Origin of the sequence: Pelagerythrobacter marensis (assembly GCF_001028625.1) — a bacterium.
Lineage (GTDB): Bacteria > Pseudomonadota > Alphaproteobacteria > Sphingomonadales > Sphingomonadaceae > Pelagerythrobacter > Pelagerythrobacter marensis.
In genome coordinates, this window is the sequence record NZ_CP011805.1 from 1,657,496 (window position 1) to 1,677,465 (window position 19,970).

Below are 19,970 nucleotides of genomic sequence, written 5' to 3' on the forward strand. Positions count from 1 at the left end.
CATGGCCCAGTTCTTCATCAATCGCCCGATTTTCGCTTGGGTGGTCGCGCTCGGCATCCTGCTTGCCGGTCTGATCGCACTGCGCGCGCTGCCGATCGAACAGTATCCCGAGGTGGCCCCGCCCTCCCTCGCGATCAATGTGATCTATCCCGGCGCGGATGCCGAAACGCTGGAAGAAAACGTCACCCAGGTGATCGAACAGCAGCTCAACGGTGTGGAGGGTTTCCTCTACATGTCATCGTCGAGCCAGTCGAACGGCACGGCGACGATCACGATCACGTTCGAAGCCGGGACCGATATCGACATCGCCCAGACCGAAGTGCAGAACCGCCTTTCGACGGTAGAGGCGCGCCTGCCCGAGGAAGTGCGCCGACAGGGCATCACCGTCCGCCAGGCGGATGACACCTTCCTGATGATCGTTGCGCTGACTTCGGAAAGCGGCACGCTCGACAGCACCGATCTGGGCAATATCGCCACCAATCAGGTGATCGACGAGCTGCGGCGGGTCCCCGGCGTTGGCGATGTCATGCTGTTCGGTTCCGGCTATGCCATGCGCATCTGGCTCGATCCCGATGCGCTGGCGTCGTACAATCTCTCGCCCAGCGCCGTTCTTGCCGCGATCCGCGAACAGAACAGCCAGACGGCCGGCGGCGCCATCGGCGCTCAGCCGATCATGGACGGGCAGCAGATCAACGCCACGATCTCCACCGAAGGGCGCTTCACCACGCCGGAAGAGTTCGAGAACATCATCCTGCGCGCCAATACCGGCGCAGCGGTCGTCCGTCTGGGCGAGGTCGCGCGGGTAGAACTGGGCGCGCAGACTTACGCCAGCTCGACCGAACTCAATGGCAAACCGATGGCCGGCATGGCCGTGCAGCTCGGCACCGGCGCCAACGCGCTCGAGGCGGCTCGCGGCGTGAAGGAACGCCTGGCCGAACTGGACCCGACGCTTCCCGGCGACGCCACCTGGTCGATCCCCTACGATACGACGCCGTTCGTCGAGGCCTCGATCGAAGAAGTCGCCAAGACCCTTGTCGAGGCGATGATCCTGGTCTTCCTGGTCATGTTCCTGTTCCTGCAGAACTGGCGCGCGACCCTGATTCCGACGCTGGTCGTGCCGATCGCGCTCGCCGGGGCGTGCCTCGGCCTGTGGCTGCTGGGTTTTTCGATCAACGTGCTGTCGCTGTTCGGCATGGTGCTGGCGATCGGCATTCTGGTCGACGACGCGATCGTGGTGATCGAAAACGTCGAACGGATTATGCGCGAGGAAGGCCTCCCCCCGCTGGAGGCGACGCGCAAGGCCATGGGGCAGATCACCGGCGCGATCATCGGCATCACGCTGGTGCTGATTGCCGTGTTCGTCCCGATGGCGTTCTTCCCCGGATCGACGGGCGGAATCTATCGTCAGTTCTCGGTCACGCTGGCGATCGCGATCTTCTTTTCCGCATTGCTCGCTCTTTCGCTTACGCCTGCGCTGTGCGCGACATTCCTGAAGCCGATGTCGCACGACGACGATGCCCAATCGGCGGAGGATGACGATCGGGAACTGCCGCCCGGCTGGCGCGGCCACCTCGAACGGGCGCGCCGCGCGCTCGCGAAGTTCTTCGGCCGTTTCAACCGTTGGTTCGCCCGGATGACGGAGAAGTACGGTCGGGCCAATGACAGGATTCTGTCGAAGCCGATGCGCGCTTTCGCGATATTCCTTGCCCTGGCAGCGGTTACCGTCCTGCTGTTCATGCGCCTCCCCAGCGCCTTCCTGCCGACGGAGGATCAGGGCTATCTGATCACCGCGGTTCAGGCGCCCCCGGGCGCGACGCAGGAACGCACCGACGAAGCGCTGAAACCCGTCACCGATTTCTGGCTCGGTCGGGAAGAAGTGCAGAACCACGTGGTCGTGCGCGGCTTCAGCTTCTTCGGCCAGGGTCAGAACAACGCGATAATGTTCTCCAGCTTCAAGCCGTGGGACGAGCGTACCGCGCCCGGAAGCAGCGCCGAAGCAATGCTGGGCCAAGCGATGGGTACGTTCATGCAGAACGACGGCGCGATGGCCTTCGTCATCCAGCCGCCATCCATCCAATCGCTGGGTACCGCCAGCGGCTTCACCCTGAAACTGCAGGATCGCGGCGGATTGGGACGCGAAGCGCTGACGGCGGCGCGCGATCAGCTGCTCGGCATGGCATCGCAGAGCTCGATGATCGCCAACCTGCGACCTGAAGACCAGGGCCCGAGCCCAGAGCTGGAAGTGAACATCGACCGGGTGCAGGCACGCGCACTGGGGCTGTCGCTGGACGATGTAAACGCGGCACTCTCGATCACGTTCGGCTCGGCATATGCCAACGACTTCAACCGCGACGGGCGCGTGCTGCAGGTTCTGGTCCAGGCCGATGCTCGCTATCGCATGCAGCCGGACGACGTGCTGTCGCTGCGCATCCCGAACCAGCAGGGCGAACTCGTGCCGTTCAGCGCCTTTGCCGAAGTGGAATGGTCTGCCGGGCCGGCCAGCCTGTCGCGCTACAACGGCTATCCCGCGATGACGCTTTCCGGGATGGCGGCGCCCGGCGAATCCTCCGGCGCCGCGCTGGAGGAAATGGAACGGCTCGCCAGCCAGTTGCCTCAGGGAATTGGCTACGAGTGGACCGGCATTTCGTTCGAGGAAAAGCAGGCCGGCGGCCAGATTGGCCTGTTGCTCGGCCTTTCCGTTGTGATCGTGTTCCTGGTCCTGGCCGCATTGTACGAAAGTTGGGCGGTACCGCTGGCGATCCTGCTGATCGTTCCCATGGGCGTGCTCGGCGCGGTGCTGTTTTCCATGGCGCGGGGCCTGTCGGCCGACATCTACTTCAACGTCGGCCTGATCACGATCATCGGTCTCGCGGCCAAGAACGCAATTCTCATCGCCGAATTCGCAATTGAAGAGGAAGCACGCGGCAAGCGCCGGATCGATGCGGTAAAGGCGGCAGCGCGACTGCGTCTGCGCCCGATCATCATGACCTCGCTCGCCTTCACAATGGGCATGGTTCCCCTGGCGCTCGCGAGCGGAGCCGGCGCGGCCAGCCGGATCGCGGTGGGCACCGGGGTTATGGGCGGAATGATTGCGGCGACGGTGCTGGGCATATTCCTGATCCCGATGCTCTATCTGCTCATCCGGCGGAATATCAGCCGCAAGCAACCGGTCGCCGCCGGACAGGTCGACGATGTGCCTGCCGCCGCGACCGGGGAGGAGCCTGCCCGATGAAACGCCTGATCGCTTTGACAGTGCTGCCCGCGGCGCTTGCGGGCTGCACCAGCCTCGCCCCTGAACATTCGCGCCCGGAACTGCCGGTCGCGCCGGAGTACGACACCGCACTGCGCCCGGATGGCACCGTGGTCGCCTCGCAGCTTTCCTATCGCGAATGGTTTGCCGATCCCCGGCTTCGGACACTGGTCGCGACCGCGCTGGAGAACAACCGCGACCTTGTGGCCGCAACCGCCAGGATAGAGCAGGCACGTGCGCGCTATCGTATCGAAGACAGCCGCCGGTTGCCTACTGCCGTAGCCGACGCCAGCGGCACGCGTGCACGCCAGAGCGTCACGACCGGCGCGGGGGGCCCTGCCGTTCCCGTCACCGGCAATCGGTTCCAGATCGGCGTCGGCGTCAGCGCGTTCGAACTCGATTTCTGGGGCCGCGTCGCCAATCTCAGCGACGCCGCGCGGGCGGAATACCTTGCGACGATCGCCGCACAGCGCGCGTTCTATCTTTCGCTGATTGCCGACACCGCCAACACCTATTTCGAGATCGTCGAAACCGAAGAACAGATTGCCCTGGCCGAAGCGACCACAGAGAGCCGGCGCGAAGGCTTGCGTATCGCGAAGCTCCGGCTCGATTCCGGCGTGACGTCGGCGCTTCCCTATCGTCAGGCCGAAACGCTTCTGACGCAGGCGGAACAGCAACTGGCGGCCGAGCGCCTGGCGCTGGCGCAATTGCGCAATCAATTGCTCGTTCTGGTTGGCGGAAGGGAGCCCGCCGCGCTCCCGCAAGGCATACCCCTTGCGGCTCAGACGAACGGGCACCAGTTGGCCGCCGGCATGCCATCCGATCTGCTGCTGGTACGCCCGGACATAGTCGCCGCGGAAGAACGCCTGCGCGCAGCGCGCGCCAACATCGGCGCCGCCCGGGCCGCCTTCTTCCCGACCATCTCGCTGACCGGGAGCACGGGCTTCGCTTCAGGCAGCCTCGATAATCTGTTCGATTCCGATGGTTTCGGGTGGAGCTTTGGCCCGTCGATCAGCCTTCCGATCTTCGACTGGGGGGCACGCGAGGCGAACCTCGATCTGGCGCGCGCACTGGAGGTAGAGGAAGTCGCCAATTACGACCGCACCGTGCAAACGGCCTTCCGCGAAGTGTCCGACGCGCTCGCCGGGCGCCGTTATCTGGCGGAACAGGTCGAAACGCTCGAACGCGCCGTGGTGGCGCAGGAACGCATCGCACGGATAGCGCGCCTGCGGTATCGCGAAGGGGTCGCGGACTATCTCGAAGTCCTCGATGCCGAACGCAACCTGTTCACTGCCCAGCAGCAGCTCCTGGCCACCCGGCGCGGCGCCCTGCAAAACCAGGCCACGTTGTTTGTCGCACTTGGTGGTGGGTTCGAGCGCAGCGAAGATCCGTCTTAAGCCGCTTCTTCATCCAGCCTCTGCCTGACGGCGGCGAGATCCCGCTCGAACAGCCGCGTCTGCTCCGCCGCCGCATCGCCTTCCAGCCTCAGCAGGTAGGATGGGTGCGCGGTGATCCACAGCTCGGTGCCATCTTCCAGGATCATCGGCTCGCCCCGCACCTTGGAGATGCTGACCGATCTGCCGAGAATCGCCCGGGCGGCGCTGGCGCCCAGGGCCAGAATGACCCGCGGCTTTACAATCGCGCGTTCGGTCTCCAGCCACCAGCGGCAGGTATCGATCTCTTTCGCGCCCGGCGTCTGGTGAATGCGCCGCTTGCCGCGGGCCCTATGCTTGAAGTGCTTCACAGCATTGGTGAGATAGGCCTTGTCTCGCGGAATGGCCGCCTTTTCGAGATGCCTGTCCAGCAACTGACCGGCAGGCCCCACAAAGGGCCGTCGTTCACGCTCTTCCCGATCGCCGGGCTGTTCGCCGACGATCATCAACGCAGGCTCGATCGGCCCCTCGCCCATCACCGACCGACTTTCGCTGCAACCGATTGCGCATTTTCGACACGCTTCGATTGCGGCGCCGATGCCTTCGAGAGTTTGCGGCCGTTCCTCGAAAATCGGTGCCCCTGCTGCAATCATCTGCGCTTCGCGCTTCTGCGCGCCAGCCACGAGAGCGGGAATGATGGTCGCTTCGGGCAGGTTCTTCCAGTACTTGCGCGGCATTTCGCTGGTCATGGCCTTGATCTTGAGCCGCGCCGGATTGAAGATCGAGGCATAGTAGGCACGCCACAGATCCTCGACCGAATCCCCTTGCGGTGCGTCTTCTCTTCGCGCGGGCGGCCCAAACGTCAAAGCATCGCCGTCCCAATGCAGACATCCGCGGGGCGTCAGGATCGACCACGCCATGCTCGCGAAACGTCGTTGAAAGAACCCGGCATTGGCGCGCACTATGTGATGTTCCGGCTCGAACCATGCGACATAGCGTCCCGCGTCTGTATCACGATCCGCGGGGACACGCCGAAACCGGACGAACGCATGCATCTTGTGGCTGTCCCGCCGGACCGCCTTATCCAGTTCTTCCAGCAGGCGGACATCCCTGTCGGTGCGGTCTTCCATCAGCCGGCCATTCGCCTGCAGACGCCAGAGCAACCGATAGAGAAGGGAAAACCGCCGAGGGTCGGAGTGAAGCGCAGCGTTCTTCGCCAGTTGGAGAAAGCGCCTGTTGGCCCGAATTTCAGGGCCCGGCGATGATGGCGCGGGCAGCGCGCTGCCACCCGCGAACAAGTCGGCGGTCGCGCCCGCTTCGGTCCAGACGACTGCCTCAGGCGCTATCGCCTGTTGCATCAGCGCTCGCGCTCTATCCCGCCAGAATGCGAAATCGTCCGGTTGGGGCAGCACGACCGTATAGCTGGGGCCGGATGATGCATTGGCGGCCGTCATGCCGGAAACAGCTCCATCTGCTCGTGCCGGGGGGCCACCAGGGATCGCAAGTCGCCGCGATCGATCAATCGCGTGGGGCGCCAGTCGGCGGCGCAGATGAAAGGGCGCACTTTCGCTATCGACACGGTGAGACGCGCGACATCTTCCAGCCGCAGCGACTTGTGTCGCCGCGCCGCGACAATCCGGTTGACTGCGGTCACTCCGAGGCCCGGAACGCGATACAGCATTTCGCGAGGCGCACGGTTCACATCGAGCGGAAACGTCTCACGGAATTTGAGGGCCCATGCCAGCTTGGGATCCATATCCAGCGGCAGATTGCCATGGCTATCGGTCGCTGCGACCACCTCGCTCGCCCGGTAGCCATAGAACCGGATCAGCCAGTCCGACTGGTATAGCCGATGTTCGCGAACGAGCGGCGGCCGCTTGAGCGGCAGCACGGCGCTGGAATCGGGAATCGGGCTGAACGCGGAATAATACACCCGCCGCAGGCCGAACTTGCCATAGAGCCGGTTCGCCCGGTTCACGATATCCGCATCGCTCGCCTGGTCAGCACCCACGATCATCTGCGTCGATTGACCGGCCGGTGCGAAACGGGGGGCGTACTTGAAACGGGTGCGGGCATCCCTGGCATCCAGAATGTCAGCCCTGGTCCTGCCCATCGCGCCCTCGATCTGGCGCGCATTCTTGTCCGGCGCCAGGCGGGTCAATCCGCGGTCGGTGGGCAGTTCGACGTTGATCGAAACCCGGTCGGCATAGAAGCCTGCCCGATGGACCAGCTCCGCATCGGCCTCGGGTATTGTCTTGAGGTGGATATAACCCCTGAAATCATGATCTTCGCGCAAGATTCGGGCGGATTCGATCAATTGTTCCATTGTTCGGTCGGCGCTTTTCACGATGCCCGAAGACAGGAACAGACCCTCGATATAGTTCCTCCGGTAGAAGCTGATCGTCAGATCGGCCACTTCCTGCGGTGTGAACCGCGCCCGCCGCACGTTGCTGCTCTTCCGGTTGATGCAGTAATGGCAATCGAAGATGCAGTGGTTGGTCAGAAGGATCTTGAGCAACGAAATGCATCGGCCATCGGGGGCATAAGCGTGGCAGATCCCCATACCCTCGGTCGACCCGATGCCCTTGCCGCCCAGAGAATTGCGTTTAGCGGTGCCCGAAGAAGCGCAGGACGCGTCGTATTTCGCCGCATCCGCTAGAATCGCAAGCCTTTCCAGGATCGAGTTTTTCGACATATGTTCGCCATATGTTCCAATAAAAACCCTGTCGAGGTTTATCCGGCAAGTTGACAAAGATCAGTTGTCCCCGCCCCGGATCGATACTCGATACAATCGGGAAAATGGCGCGCCCGGCAGGACTCGAACCTGCTGCCTCAAGATTAGAAGTCTCGCGCTCTATCCAGATGAGCTACGGGCGCGCGCGGGGCGAGCCATAGCGTGCTTTTCCGGCCGCGCAAATCGGGTTAGGCAGCCTTATGGCCGACACTCCGCAGCGCATCGACACCGGCGGCGAGACCCCGCCCGCGTTCCGCTATTACGATCTGATCATGGCGGCGTTCGTCGCCATCCTGCTGCTTTCCAACATCATCGGTGCATCCAAACCATCGTACATCACACTGCCCGGCGGCACCGAATGGTCGTTCGGCGCCGGCGTGCTGTTCTTCCCGATCAGCTACATCATCGGTGACGTTCTGACGGAAGTTTACGGCTACGCCCGCGCCCGCCGGGTGATCTGGACCGGCTTTGCGGCACTGGCGTTTATGGCGCTGATGGCCTGGGTCGTGGTCGCCCTGCCGCCCGCAGCCGGATGGCCGGGGCAAGAGGCTTACGAATTCGTGTTCGGCAATTCGTGGCGCATCGTCCTCGCGTCAATGGTGGCATTCTGGGCGGGGGAATTCGCCAACAGTTTCGTGCTCGCGAAGATGAAAGTCTGGACCGGTGGCAAGGCGCTGTGGACGCGGACGATCGGATCGACAGTGGTGGGACAGGGGCTGGACAGTCTGATCTTCTACCCGCTCGCCTTCTGGGGCCTGGCCGGTTGGCCGGTCGAACTGTTGTGGCAGGTCGTGCTGTCGCAATGGCTGATCAAGACGGCGTGGGAAGCGTTGCTGACCCCGGTGACTTATCTCGCGGTCGGCGCGCTCAAGCGGCGCGAAGGCATTGACATCTACGATACCGGAACGGACTTCTCGCCCTTCGCTTCCGCCCAGCGGCCCCGATAGAGCGGGTGAAAGAAAGAAGGGCCGGACGCATGGCCCGGCCCTTCTCCTCCTCCTCCCGAGCGGATGGTGATCAGAACCGCGCGCCGACGGCGATGCCGTAACGCCGCGGGTCCAGGGTGAAGATATTGGTGAAATTCCCCGACGAAGCATCCGTCACATAAAGGCCGGTTGTGGAATCGCTGTCGAAGATGTTCTGAACGAAACCGCGCACGAACCAGCCCTGATCGGCACCGTTCAACTGGATCTGCGCATTGGCCTGAACGAACGGTTCGATCCGGTTGACGCTGCCGTTGAAGACATTGCCATACTGGGTGCCCGTCATCGCCACATCGAAACGCGGCACCAGCGACATGCCGTTGGCGAACTCCGCCGCGTATTGAACGCCGATGGAGGCCTTGAATTCAGGCGCTTGCGGAAGCCTGTTACCACGCAGGTTCACTTCAACGCCGGGGCTGAGCACTCCTACGGGCCCAAAGCTATCCAGCAGCGGCTGAAGCGGAGCAAGTGCAGGGTTGAACTCGCTGATATCCCCCGCCGCACCCGCAGCCAAGGCGGAGCATATTCCGAACGCGCCATTGGAGGCAATTTGACCGTCGGCCGGAAACGGCGCTGGCCCCTGCAGACCAAGCGGGCTGTTAACCGCAGCAACGAAAGCGTTGGCCCCCGCCCCGGTCACCGCACACAGCGATCCGTTGGAAATGTCCTTGATAATCACCGCATCCGGATCTCCCCCGCCCGGATCGCGCGGGTTGGAGAAGAACTGATCCCCGGCCACCTTCGTATTGAGGTAGCTGAGGTTCATGTTGATCGTCCACTGCGGCGATGGGCGGAGAATCGATTCGAACTCAAGGCCCCAGATATCGGCGTCGATCGTATCGTTCACCGATGTCCGCGCAACGATCCGGCTGAGCTGCAGGTCCTTGTACTTGTAATAAAATGCAGTGAGATTGGCCTGCAACGTACCATTGAGGAACGTGTTTTTCGAACCGATCTCGAACGCGTCGATCTGTTCGGAGCCAAAGCTCTCGCTGACGTCGAAGACGGGCGACAGCGGCGGATTGATCCCCCCTGATTTGTACCCGCGCGAGTATGACGCGTAGATCTTGTTGTCCCGCGAGATTTCGAAATCGAGCACCGCACGGCCGGTGATCTCGTCGAACGAAACCTCGCGGTGTTGCACCAGCTGATTTCCGTCCAGGCCAGGATCGGCATCGAAACCCGCCGCATAAGGTGAATCGAACGGATCGCCATCATTGGAAAAGGGGTTGAGGAAGTTTGCAAACGTTGTGCGCGCGGTCACCGTCTTGCTGTCGTCGTTGTAACGCAAACCCGCAGTGAAGCTGAGGCGATCGGTGATATCGTAATAGAGTTCGCCGAAAATGCCGAAGCTCTTCAGTTTGAAATGCTGCGTGTTGTTCCGGTACATCGACGTGGCGAGATACGAAGGATCGATACCGCCGCCCATCGCGGAAAACGTCCCCAGTATCGCGGCCGCATAATCGAGACCGAACGCATTTACGTAGTAGCTGTTTTCGGACACTTCGGATTCGGCGTAGATGCCGCCGACCAGGAAGTTGAGCGGCCCGTCGAAATCGCTGCTCAGGATCAGTTCGCCCGACCATGCTTTCTGATCCTGGTTCGACCGGTCGTATGACAGCGGAACCTCGCCGCAGATCGCATTCCCTTCGAACGCGCCCTGGTTGCCCATGTCGTTATCCGACGTGCACAGCGGCCCGTTGGGGCCGCCCGGGATAAGGGCATCGGCAATCGGCGCGAAATAGGCCGACGACCCCGGGAAGATCACGTCGTTGGCGGCGAAAAATGCCAACTGGTTGAGCGCTGCGGCATATCCAGTGCGATCGAGCACGCCGAGGTTGTAGTCCTGCCGCGAGTCGACCGACGTTTCCTGATAGAGCCCGGTCAGCGAGACAGTCATGGCCCCGAGACGCTGTTCCAGATGTGCCTGGAACTGCATTTCGTCGGCAAAGTATTCGGGCGTCACCGGCGTGTTGACGACCCGCACGTCGTCCGGTTCGTCGAAATTGGCGAAACCATCCGGCGCGTAGAGGCTGCCGAGGCCGAAGCCCGCGGGAAGCCCCTGAATCGCAAACAGTTCATCCGAACTCAGCACCGATGCCAAGGTAGAATTGGCGTTGGTGCTGTCGAAATCGCGCCGGGCATTCAGGCATCCGAGCACCCCGGTTGGATCGCGTTGGCAGGTCTGTTTCTGAATCCGCAGGCGATTGTCGTTTTCGCGGAAGTAATACCCCATCAGGTCAATCGTCGTATCGGGGCCCGGTTCGAAGCGGACCGAACCGCGCACCGCATACATGTCGCGATCGTCAATCCGCGAACCGTCATAGAGATTGCGGGTATATCCGTCGCGATTGAGGTAGAAACCCGCCACGCGCAGGCCCAGCACTTCGCCAATGGGCAGGTTGATCATGCCCTTGGCCTTGATGCTTTCGTAATTGCCGTATTCCAGTTCCGCCGCCGCGCCGAAGCCGGACAGGTCCGGCTTGGCAGTTACGACGTTGACCACGCCCGAAGTGGCGTTGCGGCCAAACAGCGTCCCCTGCGGGCCGCGCAGTACCTCCACCCGTTCGAGGTCGAAGTATTCGGTTTCGAACAGCCGCGTGCCGAAAAGCGGTGAACCGTTGGTGTGGATCGCGGTGGCGCTGTCGCACGTCACCCCGACGCACAGATCGCCGATCCCGCGAATGGTGAAACTCGACGAAGTGAAGTTGCTCTTGGTGAACGAGACGTTCGGCAGGGTTAACTGCAGGTCGCTCGCGTTTTCGATCTGCTGCGCTTCCAGCGCTTCGGCAGTGAACGCGCTGACGGCGATCGGGACTTCCTGCAGGCTTTGATCCTGCCTTTGTGCGGTCACCACGATCACCGGGCCACCGGTCGCGACCGGGCTCACGCCTGTATCGGTTTCCTGCGCGGTAACGGGAAATGCGAGCCCGCCGGCACAAATGCCGGCAAGCAGGGTTGCCTTCACCCTCATTCGTCCTCTCCTCGTGTCCAGTCGTCTGTTGCGACTTAAACTGTGAGGAAAGTATTTCATAACCTGCATGTTTGGCAATAGGGTTACCTATCTGGTCACCTTTGCATTGCAGAAATTTCCGCATACGATTGCGTTGCAGCGTTTCGAAAACTGTGCATTCCCCTACGTCAATTGGATGCAGGCGGCACTTCCCGATGCGGCGGATTTATTTGGGGGGTGCTCTCTTCAATTGGCCTGCCGAGGCCAAAAAGCAGCGAAATCGCCGTCAGACGAGCGAAGATGTATTGGCGATCTGCGCAATGCCGCGCTTCCCGTCGCTGCCCCGGCCAAGCTGAACAATGACGTCGATAACCGAAGCGGCATAGGCAATCGTATCGCTACGCGTCAGGCCAATGCCCGTTTGCATGACCATCAGCGCCAGCTGTTCCAGCGCGCCGCGCAGGCTATTGGCGTGGATGGTCGAAAAGCTACCGGGGTGCCCGGTGTTGATGGCGCGCAGGAAACTGACGCTTTCGGCGCCGCGCAATTCACCCAGCACGACCCGATCGGGGCGAAGGCGCAACGCGGCCTGCAACAGCTCGTTGGCGGTAACCTTGGCCTCGCCCAGTTCGCCCTTCACCGCGACCAGGCCGACACCGTTTTCACCGGGCAGCTTCAATTCCGGCGTATCCTCGACCAGAACCACCCGCTGGTCGCGCGGAATTTCGCCCAACATGGCGTTGAGGAATGTCGTCTTGCCGGTGCTGGTGCCGCCGGAAATCAGGATAGTGCGCCGCTGGCGGATCGCCTCGCGCAAATAGACGATCGGTTCCGCCTGAGGATCGGGCATCGGGGGCGAGGCGGCCTCGGCAAGCGGGCCGGTGTCATAGGCATCGAGCGGCAGGTCGAGCCGGCGATGGCGACGGATCGCCATCGCCCAGTGCCGCCGCGCCGCCGGAGGGCCGCAGAATTGCACGCGCGCGCCGTCGGGCAGCGTCGCGCCGAGCAGCGGGTGTTCGCGGTTGATGCCCTGATGGCTGACCCGGGCCACCTGCTCCGCAAGGCGCTGGACCAGCCTGTCGTCGATATGCGGCGTTTCCACGCGCTGCATTCCGGGCGAGGCGGCATCTTCGATCCACACTTCGCCCGGCCGGTTGACGAGGATTTCCGTCACCGTATCGCGGTCCAGCCACTCGCGGAACGGGGCGAGATAGGCGTCGAGATAGACGCTGCGTTCTCCGCCGCCATCCGTCCTGAGCGAGTGGATATCTGCCGCCATCGCGCCTGCCCTTACCTGACCGCCGCGACCTGGCTGAAATCGAGATCGCGCGCGGTGAAGACGCGGATCGGTTCGCCCTGACGCACCCGAATGGTCGGGCCGATCTGGCTATCCTGCTGCGCCGCCACGCTGGCGGCGGACTGGCCCGCTCCGCCCAGTACGACCGATGCGCCGCCCGATCCGATTGCCGACAGCCCGCCGACGACCGAAAGCAGCAGGGCCGAACCGAAACGCTGGAAGAAGCGGCTGTCGACTTCGCCCTGAAGCCCGGTCGTACCGTCGAACCCGATCGCGGGGGATGCGAGGTTGACCGAGGCGCCATCGGGCCGGATCAGGCGGGTCCAGATGACATAGGCCCGCTTCTGGCCGCCCTGCACGCCGGATTGATACTGTCCGATCAGCCTGCTGCTGCGCGGCACCAGCACTCGCGTCCCGTCAAAACTGCGGACATCCTGGCTGACCACGGCGCGCACGAAACCGGGGACATTGGTGTCGATCGCGGTTTCGAGCACGGCCGGTATCAGCGTGCCCTGGGTCACGGTCGTCCGCGGATTCACCATTGCCTTCGCCTGCGCGGGCGCACCGCCCACGCCGCCGATGCGACTGGCGAAATCGGAAGCGGAATTGCTCGTCGCACCCGATGCCCCTTCGCCCGCGACGGGAGCCGCAGGGCCGGCGGCGGCGGATGGAAGAGCGCTGGAATCGAACACCACCGTCGGGCTGGCATAAGGGTTGCCCATCGGCGCGGCCGATGCGCCGGGATTGGCGGCGAGAACCGGCGCCGGGGCCGGGTCGGGCTGCGGAGCAGGTGCAGTGGGTGCCGGTGCAGCGGCGTCTTCTGCAGGCTGCGGACTGGTCGGCTGCACCGGAGCGGGGGCAGGTTGCTGCCCGCCGACACCTTCCGGTTCGGCCATGCGCGTCGAATCCATTCCGATGAAGGTTGCCGCCCCCAGCAAGGCGACGATGGCGACGCCCGCCACGAGCCCGAGCGAATCCGATTTGCCCTTGCGCTGCGTGACGGCAGGAAAGGCATTGCGGCTGGCAAGGTCTATGACTTCGGCCGATTCCTGCTCGCGCGGATCGACGTCGTTCGCGGCACCGCCCTGCTTGCGGGCGGGCAGTCGCATGGCGAGGCGCATCACCTGTTCTCCCTTGCCTGAGCCAGCGCGGCCTGGCCGCGCGACGTTTCGGGCCGTACCGGCCCGGTGTTGGTCAAAATTGCACTGTCATTGCCCGAGCGCAGCACGATTTCGCGCGGAACCCCGTCGACGACGATCGTATCGCCGCGCACGGTGAAGTTGACCGGCCCCTCCGTCCCCTCGTGGTCCTTGACCAGAATGGCCGGGACCGAGCGACCGGCAGGCCATGTCAGGAAAGTCGCATTGCCATCGTCATACGTCCGTTCGGGCAAGAGGCCCCGATCGCCCTGCCCGTCCCACGCGAAGTTGAGTTCCGCCGGGTCGACGACGGCATAAGGATCGCTCGCCGCCGCCATCTCGACCGCGTTCGGACCCTGGGCCAACATCGGTTCTTCGTCCTCCGGCTCTTCGGGATAGGTGAAGCGCAGGACGTAAAGCGGATTGGCCCGTGGGCTGGCCACCAGATCGAACAGATATGTATGCTTGTTCGTTACCACCGTCATATTGGTCTTGGCGGTCGGCGAAAGCGGCTTGATAAACAACAGGTTCGCACGCTTGTTGGGCGTGACCTGCCAGGCTTCGGAATCGCCGATGGCGACATTTTCGATCAATTCGTCTTCGCCGAACTGGATCGTGGCCTGGACTTTGGTCCGGCCTTCGATCGTCACCACTCGCGCGGGATCGTATAGCTGTTCGACCAGACGGGAATCCTGCGCCAGCACGGGCGAGGAAGCCAGTACTGCGAGAGCGAGCGCGGATAGGGCCACGCGGTTCATTTCGACTTCTCCGAAGTTCTTTTCTGCGGTGCGCGGAAACGACTGCCGATTCCGCTCGTGCGCGACTGCGACGGGCTGAGCGGCTGCACCTGCGCATTGCCCGACGATGTGACGACCCGCGTTTCGCGCGTCGCGATGGAGGACGGCCCGGTATCGTTGGCGGCGACGGTCGCGGGCACTGCGGCGACTGCCACGCGCCGTGCGGACGAGTGCGAGACTGCCGCCGGAGCCACCTGCCGTGCAGCCGGTGCCGACGACTGCGCCGGCGCGGCTGTGGCCGCGCGTTCGCCCCGTTCTGGTGCGTCCTGCTGTGCCAGGCCAAATACCTTCCAGCCGGCCACCATGGTGCCTGCGACCTTGATCACCATGATCATCAGCGCAACATGCACCGCACCGATCAGGAAGAAGGCCATCGCGGCCTGCGGCTCGACCTGGCCCGGGCTGGCCGAGAGCGTGGCGAGGATAGGCACGGCCAGTTCCAGCATCACACCGCCGCCGAGCACTGCGAACAATGGGGTCAGCGCCAGCATGACGACACCCTTCAACCAGCCGGTGAACAGGCCGCGAGTGCCGTTGAACAGCGCCATGACGACGAAGATCGGGCCCAGCGCGACCAGCACCGCCAGCCCGATCCGCGCCGTCACCAGTACACCGACAGTGCCCAGAAGGAACAGCATCGCCCCCATCCACAGAATACCCGCGGGCGAAAAGGCGCCAATGTCCTCCTGCCCCTCGGTCGCCTGCTGCACGGCGATGAACACGACGTCGATCTTCTGCGCGAACACCTCGGTCGCCGAACCGTCGGAGCCCGCCAGAACGGTGGCGAGCCAGTCCGGCGCGCCGATCGCCAGGTTCCACACCACGCTTTGATAAGCGACCCAGCTGGTGGCGAACGTCACCACCAGACCCAAAGTGATCATCCGCGGCGTAAGCGACCTTACGCCCAGGTTCGTGCGCCCCATCAGCAGCGCGATGGCGAACAGCGCCACGAACAGCGTCAGGGCGATCGTCAGGACGGAAGTCAGCGCTCCGCCCGGCGCGAACAGCCGGCCGAATGCCTGCGCCGTGAACTCGCCGGCAGTACAGTCCACCGCGCGCAACGCAGCGGCGACCCCATTGCCGGCTTCCGCGGCGGCGCTCTGGCAGGCAGCGCTCATTCGGCAGCGAGGCGGAAGGGTATGTCCCCTTGCGCCATCTCGTCGTCTGTCGCCTCATTGCCGCCGGGCCAGCCGTGCCCGGTAAGGGCCGGATACCACTCCGCCGGATCGTCCCCGACCGCGGCCCGCAACAGGTCGAGCCGCCGGACCGAGCTTTCGCGTCCCGAAAGGATCGTCAGCACTTCCGGCGCGCCCGAAAGATCGAGCCGTACGACCACACTCGCGTCAGGCTGGCGCACCAGGAAGCACCGGCTGTGGGCAGGCAAGCTGCGGATCAGGGCGAGTTCGTGACTGGTCAGGCCAAACCCGTCGCAATAATCCTCCGCCCGTGCGCGCGAATTGGGCATGAACACCATTGTCGCGGTCTGCTCCACCAATGCGGTGGAAATGCGGCTCTCCAGCGCGTCGCGCGCGCTCTGGGTCGCGAACCCGACCAGTGCGTTGCGTTTGCGGAGCGTCTTGAGCCAGTCGCGAATACGCGCGGCAAAGACCGGATCGTCGAGCGCCTTCCAGCCCTCGTCGATCAGGATCATGGTCGGCTTGCCGTCCAGCCGCTCCTCGATCCGGTGGAAGAGGTACATCATCACGGGCGTGCGCAGCTTGGGATTTTCAAGCAGCGCGGTCATGTCGAAGCCGAGCACTCGGTTGGTCAGATCCAGCCGGTCATCGGCATTGTCGAACAGCCAGCCGTGCTCCCCTTCCCCGATCCAGGCCGAAAGCCGGTCGGCGAGATCGCCCGCCTCGGGGCGCCGCGCGCCCGAGAGCAATTCCCTGAAATGGCGCAACCGGCGCAGCGATGGATCGTTGCCGTATGCCGCATCGACCGCCTGGCTGATCGTTGCCAGTTCTTCCGGCCCTTCGCCTTTCAGCAGAACGCCCAGCCAGTCGCGCAGAAAGGCCCGATTTACGGGCGTATCGGGCAATGCAAGGGGGTTGAACCCGGTCGGTTCGCCGGCGTTGATCCGGTCGTAACGACCACCGATCCCGCGAATGAAAAGCTCGCCCCCGCGATCCTTGTCGAACAGGATCGTGCGCGGTTTGAATTTCTGCGCCTGGGCAGCGAGGAAGTTCATCACCACCGTCTTGCCCGAGCCCGAGGGTCCGATGACCGAAAAATTGCCCAGGTCGCCGCTGTGAAAGTTGAAGAAGAACGGCGTAGAGCTGGTGGTCTGGAGCAGCGTCACCGCTTCGCCCCAGTGGTTGCCCTGCGCCTGGCCCAGCGCCATCCCGTGGAGCGACCCGAAGCCGGCCATATTGGCCGAAGAGATCATCGCCCGGCGCACGATATACTGTTCGTTCCCGGGGAACTGGGCCCAGAACGCCGGTTCGAGGTTGGTATCCTCGCGCACGGCGATCGCTCCGGTATCGGCCAGGGCCGCCGCGCATGACGCGGTCGCCTCGTCCAGTCGGGCAAGATCGCGTTCGCGCACCAGCACCGTGAGATGATGGTCACCGAACCCGACCGCTCCGTTGCCGAGGGCGTCGCGTGCGGCCAGCATGTCGGCGCGTTCCGCCGCAGCCTCTTCGTCCGCCGAACGCAGGCGGCGCAGGGCAAGATCCATTCGCTCACGCGCGGTTTGCCGTTCGGTCGGCGCATAGCTTTCCGACACGACCATTTCGCACGGCAGCCGCAGCAGGGAATCCAGCAGGCCGGGAGAAGTGGCGTCGGGATATTCCTTGAGGCTCAGCATTGCGGCGAAGTCCGGCGCGCCCGATCCGCGCAGTTCCATCGCATCGAGGCCAAAACTGGCGCGGCGATAAGGAAGCATCTGGCCGATATCGGTGTCTTCGCCAGGTCGGCGCACCGGCCGCATCTCGCCGTTATAGAGCGCGCTCAACAGTTCGAGCAGTTCGTTATTGGCCTTGCCCTCGGACCCTTCATAATCGCCGAGCACAGCCGCACCGTAAGCCTGCAGCGCCGCGACAAGCCCGGTTACTGCGGCCTTGAGTGCCCGGACATCCTTGGGATCGGCCTCGATCTCCTTGCGTCCCTTGCGGTTCCACATCTTGGCCGCACGTTCGGCAAGGCCAGCCTTGCCGCGCGCCGGCCGCCGGATGAGCGTGACGAACTGGTCGTTGACGAACAGCGCCCCCGATCCCAGCCGTTCCTTCCACCGCGCGTCGATGTGCTGGCTGAGGGGATCGTCGAATTCGGCATCCAGCTCGACCTCGACCCGCCGCCGGACCACATGATGATACATGACGAACCGCGCATCGAGCGTGGACCGCAGAACAACCTCGCGCGTGGCGGCGTGGGCATTCAGCGCATCGCTGTCCTCGGTTTCGAACAGAAGGCCCGGGACCTGGAGCGCCGTCATGACCGATCCGTCGCGCAGCAGGGCCGTGCTCTCGTCGATCAGGCGGGCATAGGGCAGGCGGTCGCCGGCGCGGGCTTCCTTCGCGCTCCAGGCGGCAGCTCCGATCCAATTGCTCATAATCGTATCGACCCCTTTCAGGTCATCACGCCGCGTAGCTGTTGCAGCCCCAGCGTTTGAAATTCTTCACGCGCGGGCACTTGCTGACCTTCGTGATCCAAAGATCGAACACGCGCGGTTCACGCAGGCAGGCGAAATAGCCAACCCCGTGGATCACCAGTGCGGCGGGCAAGGCGAGGAAGCTGCCCGTGATCAGGAACAGCTCCGTCGTCACCGCCGCGTTGATGATGAAATAATTGTACGTCACCCCCGCGAACATCTGCGGCCGGGTGAGCGCGCGATGGACGGGATGGCGGACGAGATGTTCCACATCAGCCCCCGGCGGCCTGCTGGATGCCGGCAACGATCGAAGCTGCGCCAAACAGAATGAAGCACCCGATGATGACCGTGGCCCCGAAACGCCAGTTCATCCGCCCCGTGAGCATCAGAAACCCGACCGCGGCGACCGCCATCACGGCGACGGCGGTGGCGACATTGCCCAGCAGCGTCCCCTGAAGCCAGCCGAGCGCGGCAACGATCGGGCCGGACCCTTGCGGATCGGCCACCTGCTGCGCCAGCGCAGCGGTAGGGCTCAGAAACAGGGGCAGAGCAGCAAGACGGGTAAACGATCGCATTGAGTATCAATCCTCGCGGGAATGGTTGGAAAGGCGGCCCATGATCGCCGCCACGTAGTTTTTCGTTTCGCGGATATTGGGGATACCGCGGGCCCGCTCGACCCGGCCCGGCCCGGCGTTATACGCCGCCAGCGCCTTTTCCAGGTCGCCATCGAAACGATCGATCTGCGCACGCAGATACCGCGCGCCGCCTTCGAGGTTGGCGAAAGGATCGCCGGGGTCGACCCCCAGCTCGCGCGCGGTCCCCGGCATGAGCTGGGCAAGGCCCCGCGCACCTACCGGTGACACCGCGTCGGGCCGCCAGCGGCTTTCCTGCCACACCAGGGCTTCTATCAATGCGGGGCTGAGATCGAACCGGCGAGCCAGCTCGTGAACCTTGGCGGCATAAGTGCTGGGGATCGCCGCGGAATGCCGCGCCGGATCGGCCACTGCACGGGTAGGCAAGGGGTAATCAGCCGCAAGCTCGACCAGCTCGGCCCCATCATTGGCGACAATCTGCGTTGGATCGACGGAATCGGCAGCGCTCGGCGCGCCGGCAATCCAGCGCGCACCCTTGCCTGCATCGATTTCCATGACGTCGGCCCGAACCGGGCTCGCCGTCCACGCTAGACATGCCGCAATGGCGAGCAGTGGCGACCGCTTGAGAATCATCGAACCCTCCGTCCATCTGCATTGCGCACCGTACATGACAGGTTGGTGACAGCAAGTTGGATAGAATCAGGCATCTACGTCATGCTTGCCTGCGAATGGCGGCAATGCGTGCAGCTTACCTGAAAAGAGGCGGACGAGCCACTGAGGCGTTTTTCACGTATCCTTCGGCGCGGAAGCGGGACCTTCCGCGCCGTTGAAGTATCAGCGCATGGTAACCCGGCTCGCGTTCGAAGGAGCGAACTCGCCGCGCTCAAGCATCCGCAATGCCCGGCGGGCAAGATCGCGGGAATCGATCCAGTCCCCACCGGCAACTTCGAGGCGCAGAGCCGTTTCGCTGCGGGCAGCCGAACGGAACAGATCGCGCGCTTCCTGCTCGCGCCCTGCCCGCGCATAGGCAATACCAAGGTTGATCAACCGCGCAGGATCGTCTGCCTCCGTGTCGCTCGCCTCTTCCAGCACCGCGATCGCCGCCTGATTACGATTTGCGACAAGCTCATCGTAAGCCACGTCGGTCGAGGCTCCGGCCTGCGTCGTCAGGACCAGACCTACGATCATAGAACCAATAGCCATTATCTCTCTCCACTTTCGACTAACAGGAGGGAGAATGCGCGTGGCCCGTGCGCACT

General features: G+C 63.8%; 15 protein-coding genes and 1 tRNA gene. 3 read left to right on the forward strand and 13 right to left on the reverse strand.

The window, feature by feature from the left end:
* The first annotated feature begins 1 nt into the window (after nucleotide 1).
* Complete coding sequence (locus tag AM2010_RS08060; protein ID WP_047806637.1) at nucleotides 2-3,232, forward strand: efflux RND transporter permease subunit; 3,231 nt, start codon at nucleotides 2-4, stop codon at nucleotides 3,230-3,232.
* Entirely contained in the window at nucleotides 3,229-4,647 is a 1,419-nt protein-coding gene (locus AM2010_RS08065; RefSeq protein ID WP_082132839.1) for an efflux transporter outer membrane subunit, read from the forward strand. Before AM2010_RS08060 ends, AM2010_RS08065 begins: the two co-directional genes overlap by 4 nt.
* On the opposite strand, the gene AM2010_RS08070 is transcribed toward AM2010_RS08065, so the two are convergent.
* From AM2010_RS08070 to AM2010_RS08080, 3 genes are all read right to left on the reverse strand, one after another.
* Nucleotides 4,644-6,077, reverse strand: coding sequence for a UdgX family uracil-DNA binding protein (locus AM2010_RS08070; RefSeq protein ID WP_047806638.1), 1,434 nt, complete (start codon nucleotides 6,075-6,077; stop codon nucleotides 4,644-4,646). The genes AM2010_RS08065 and AM2010_RS08070 overlap by 4 nt on opposite strands.
* A complete protein-coding gene (locus AM2010_RS08075) occupies nucleotides 6,074-7,318 on the reverse strand; it encodes a putative DNA modification/repair radical SAM protein (protein ID WP_047806639.1) in 1,245 nt (414 codons plus the stop codon). Before AM2010_RS08075 ends, AM2010_RS08070 begins: the two co-directional genes overlap by 4 nt.
* A gap of 105 nt (nucleotides 7,319-7,423) precedes the next feature.
* Nucleotides 7,424-7,500 (reverse strand) — tRNA-Arg (locus AM2010_RS08080).
* Between the two features lie 57 nt (nucleotides 7,501-7,557).
* On the opposite strand from AM2010_RS08080, the gene AM2010_RS08085 reads away from it, so the two are divergent.
* The gene (locus tag AM2010_RS08085; protein WP_047806640.1) at nucleotides 7,558-8,304 is read left to right on the forward strand and encodes a queuosine precursor transporter; all 747 of its coding nucleotides are present in this window, start codon (nucleotides 7,558-7,560) and stop codon (nucleotides 8,302-8,304) included.
* Between the two features lie 70 nt (nucleotides 8,305-8,374).
* Here AM2010_RS08085 and AM2010_RS08090 read toward each other — a convergent pair whose 3' ends face one another.
* The 10 genes from AM2010_RS08090 to AM2010_RS08135 all read right to left on the reverse strand — a co-directional run bounded on the left by AM2010_RS08090 (nucleotide 8,375) and on the right by AM2010_RS08135 (nucleotide 19,914).
* Nucleotides 8,375-11,314: a TonB-dependent receptor gene (locus tag AM2010_RS08090; RefSeq protein ID WP_047806641.1), complete on the reverse strand. Its 2,940-nt coding sequence runs from the start codon at nucleotides 11,312-11,314 to the stop codon at nucleotides 8,375-8,377.
* A 265-nt stretch (nucleotides 11,315-11,579) separates the two neighbouring features.
* Nucleotides 11,580-12,572, reverse strand: coding sequence for a P-type DNA transfer ATPase VirB11 (gene virB11 / locus AM2010_RS08095; RefSeq protein ID WP_047806642.1), 993 nt, complete (start codon nucleotides 12,570-12,572; stop codon nucleotides 11,580-11,582).
* 11 nt (nucleotides 12,573-12,583) lie between these two features.
* Nucleotides 12,584-13,711, reverse strand: a complete 1,128-nt coding sequence (locus AM2010_RS08100) for a TrbI/VirB10 family protein (RefSeq protein ID WP_236699535.1) — start codon at nucleotides 13,709-13,711, stop codon at nucleotides 12,584-12,586.
* Nucleotides 13,711-14,487: a TrbG/VirB9 family P-type conjugative transfer protein gene (locus tag AM2010_RS08105; RefSeq protein WP_047806643.1), complete on the reverse strand. Its 777-nt coding sequence runs from the start codon at nucleotides 14,485-14,487 to the stop codon at nucleotides 13,711-13,713. Before AM2010_RS08105 ends, AM2010_RS08100 begins: the two co-directional genes overlap by 1 nt.
* Nucleotides 14,484-15,644 carry a TrbL/VirB6 family protein gene (locus AM2010_RS08110; RefSeq protein WP_047806644.1) on the reverse strand — a complete coding sequence of 387 codons (1,161 nt, stop codon included), beginning with the start codon at nucleotides 15,642-15,644 and terminating at the stop codon, nucleotides 14,484-14,486. The genes AM2010_RS08105 and AM2010_RS08110 overlap by 4 nt, the downstream gene beginning before the upstream one ends.
* Nucleotides 15,641-18,079, reverse strand: a complete 2,439-nt coding sequence (locus AM2010_RS08115) for a VirB4 family type IV secretion/conjugal transfer ATPase (protein WP_047806645.1) — start codon at nucleotides 18,077-18,079, stop codon at nucleotides 15,641-15,643. Before AM2010_RS08115 ends, AM2010_RS08110 begins: the two co-directional genes overlap by 4 nt.
* A 25-nt stretch (nucleotides 18,080-18,104) precedes the next feature.
* Complete coding sequence (locus AM2010_RS08120; protein WP_047806646.1) at nucleotides 18,105-18,389, reverse strand: VirB3 family type IV secretion system protein; 285 nt, start codon at nucleotides 18,387-18,389, stop codon at nucleotides 18,105-18,107.
* A gap of 1 nt (nucleotide 18,390) precedes the next feature.
* Nucleotides 18,391-18,693, reverse strand: coding sequence for a TrbC/VirB2 family protein (locus AM2010_RS08125; RefSeq protein WP_047806647.1), 303 nt, complete (start codon nucleotides 18,691-18,693; stop codon nucleotides 18,391-18,393).
* 6 nt (nucleotides 18,694-18,699) lie between these two features.
* Nucleotides 18,700-19,344, reverse strand: a complete 645-nt coding sequence (locus AM2010_RS08130) for a lytic transglycosylase domain-containing protein (RefSeq protein WP_236699525.1) — start codon at nucleotides 19,342-19,344, stop codon at nucleotides 18,700-18,702.
* Nucleotides 19,345-19,545: 201 nt separating this feature from the next.
* Nucleotides 19,546-19,914 (reverse strand): tetratricopeptide repeat protein, encoded by a 369-nt coding sequence (locus AM2010_RS08135; RefSeq protein ID WP_047806649.1) that lies wholly within the window; start codon nucleotides 19,912-19,914, stop codon nucleotides 19,546-19,548.
* Between the last annotated feature and the right edge of the window lie 56 nt (nucleotides 19,915-19,970).

What these genes read in the sequence shown, in the direction of transcription:
- AM2010_RS08060 (WP_047806637.1), top strand. Translation starts at nt 2, where the DNA reads ATGGCCCAGTTCTTCATCAATCGCCCGATTTTCGCTTGGGTGGTCGCG.
- AM2010_RS08065 (WP_082132839.1), top strand. Translation starts at nt 3,229, where the DNA reads ATGAAACGCCTGATCGCTTTGACAGTGCTGCCCGCGGCGCTTGCGGGC.
- AM2010_RS08070 (WP_047806638.1), bottom strand. Translation starts at nt 6,077, where the DNA reads ATGACGGCCGCCAATGCATCATCCGGCCCCAGCTATACGGTCGTGCTG.
- AM2010_RS08075 (WP_047806639.1), bottom strand. Translation starts at nt 7,318, where the DNA reads ATGTCGAAAAACTCGATCCTGGAAAGGCTTGCGATTCTAGCGGATGCG.
- AM2010_RS08085 (WP_047806640.1), top strand. Translation starts at nt 7,558, where the DNA reads ATGGCCGACACTCCGCAGCGCATCGACACCGGCGGCGAGACCCCGCCC.
- AM2010_RS08090 (WP_047806641.1), bottom strand. Translation starts at nt 11,314, where the DNA reads ATGAGGGTGAAGGCAACCCTGCTTGCCGGCATTTGTGCCGGCGGGCTC.
- virB11 (WP_047806642.1), bottom strand. Translation starts at nt 12,572, where the DNA reads ATGGCGGCAGATATCCACTCGCTCAGGACGGATGGCGGCGGAGAACGC.
- AM2010_RS08100 (WP_236699535.1), bottom strand. Translation starts at nt 13,711, where the DNA reads ATGCGCCTCGCCATGCGACTGCCCGCCCGCAAGCAGGGCGGTGCCGCG.
- AM2010_RS08105 (WP_047806643.1), bottom strand. Translation starts at nt 14,487, where the DNA reads ATGAACCGCGTGGCCCTATCCGCGCTCGCTCTCGCAGTACTGGCTTCC.
- AM2010_RS08110 (WP_047806644.1), bottom strand. Translation starts at nt 15,644, where the DNA reads ATGAGCGCTGCCTGCCAGAGCGCCGCCGCGGAAGCCGGCAATGGGGTC.
- AM2010_RS08115 (WP_047806645.1), bottom strand. Translation starts at nt 18,079, where the DNA reads ATGAGCAATTGGATCGGAGCTGCCGCCTGGAGCGCGAAGGAAGCCCGC.
- AM2010_RS08125 (WP_047806647.1), bottom strand. Translation starts at nt 18,693, where the DNA reads ATGCGATCGTTTACCCGTCTTGCTGCTCTGCCCCTGTTTCTGAGCCCT.
- AM2010_RS08130 (WP_236699525.1), bottom strand. Translation starts at nt 19,344, where the DNA reads ATGATTCTCAAGCGGTCGCCACTGCTCGCCATTGCGGCATGTCTAGCG.
- AM2010_RS08135 (WP_047806649.1), bottom strand. Translation starts at nt 19,914, where the DNA reads ATGGCTATTGGTTCTATGATCGTAGGTCTGGTCCTGACGACGCAGGCC.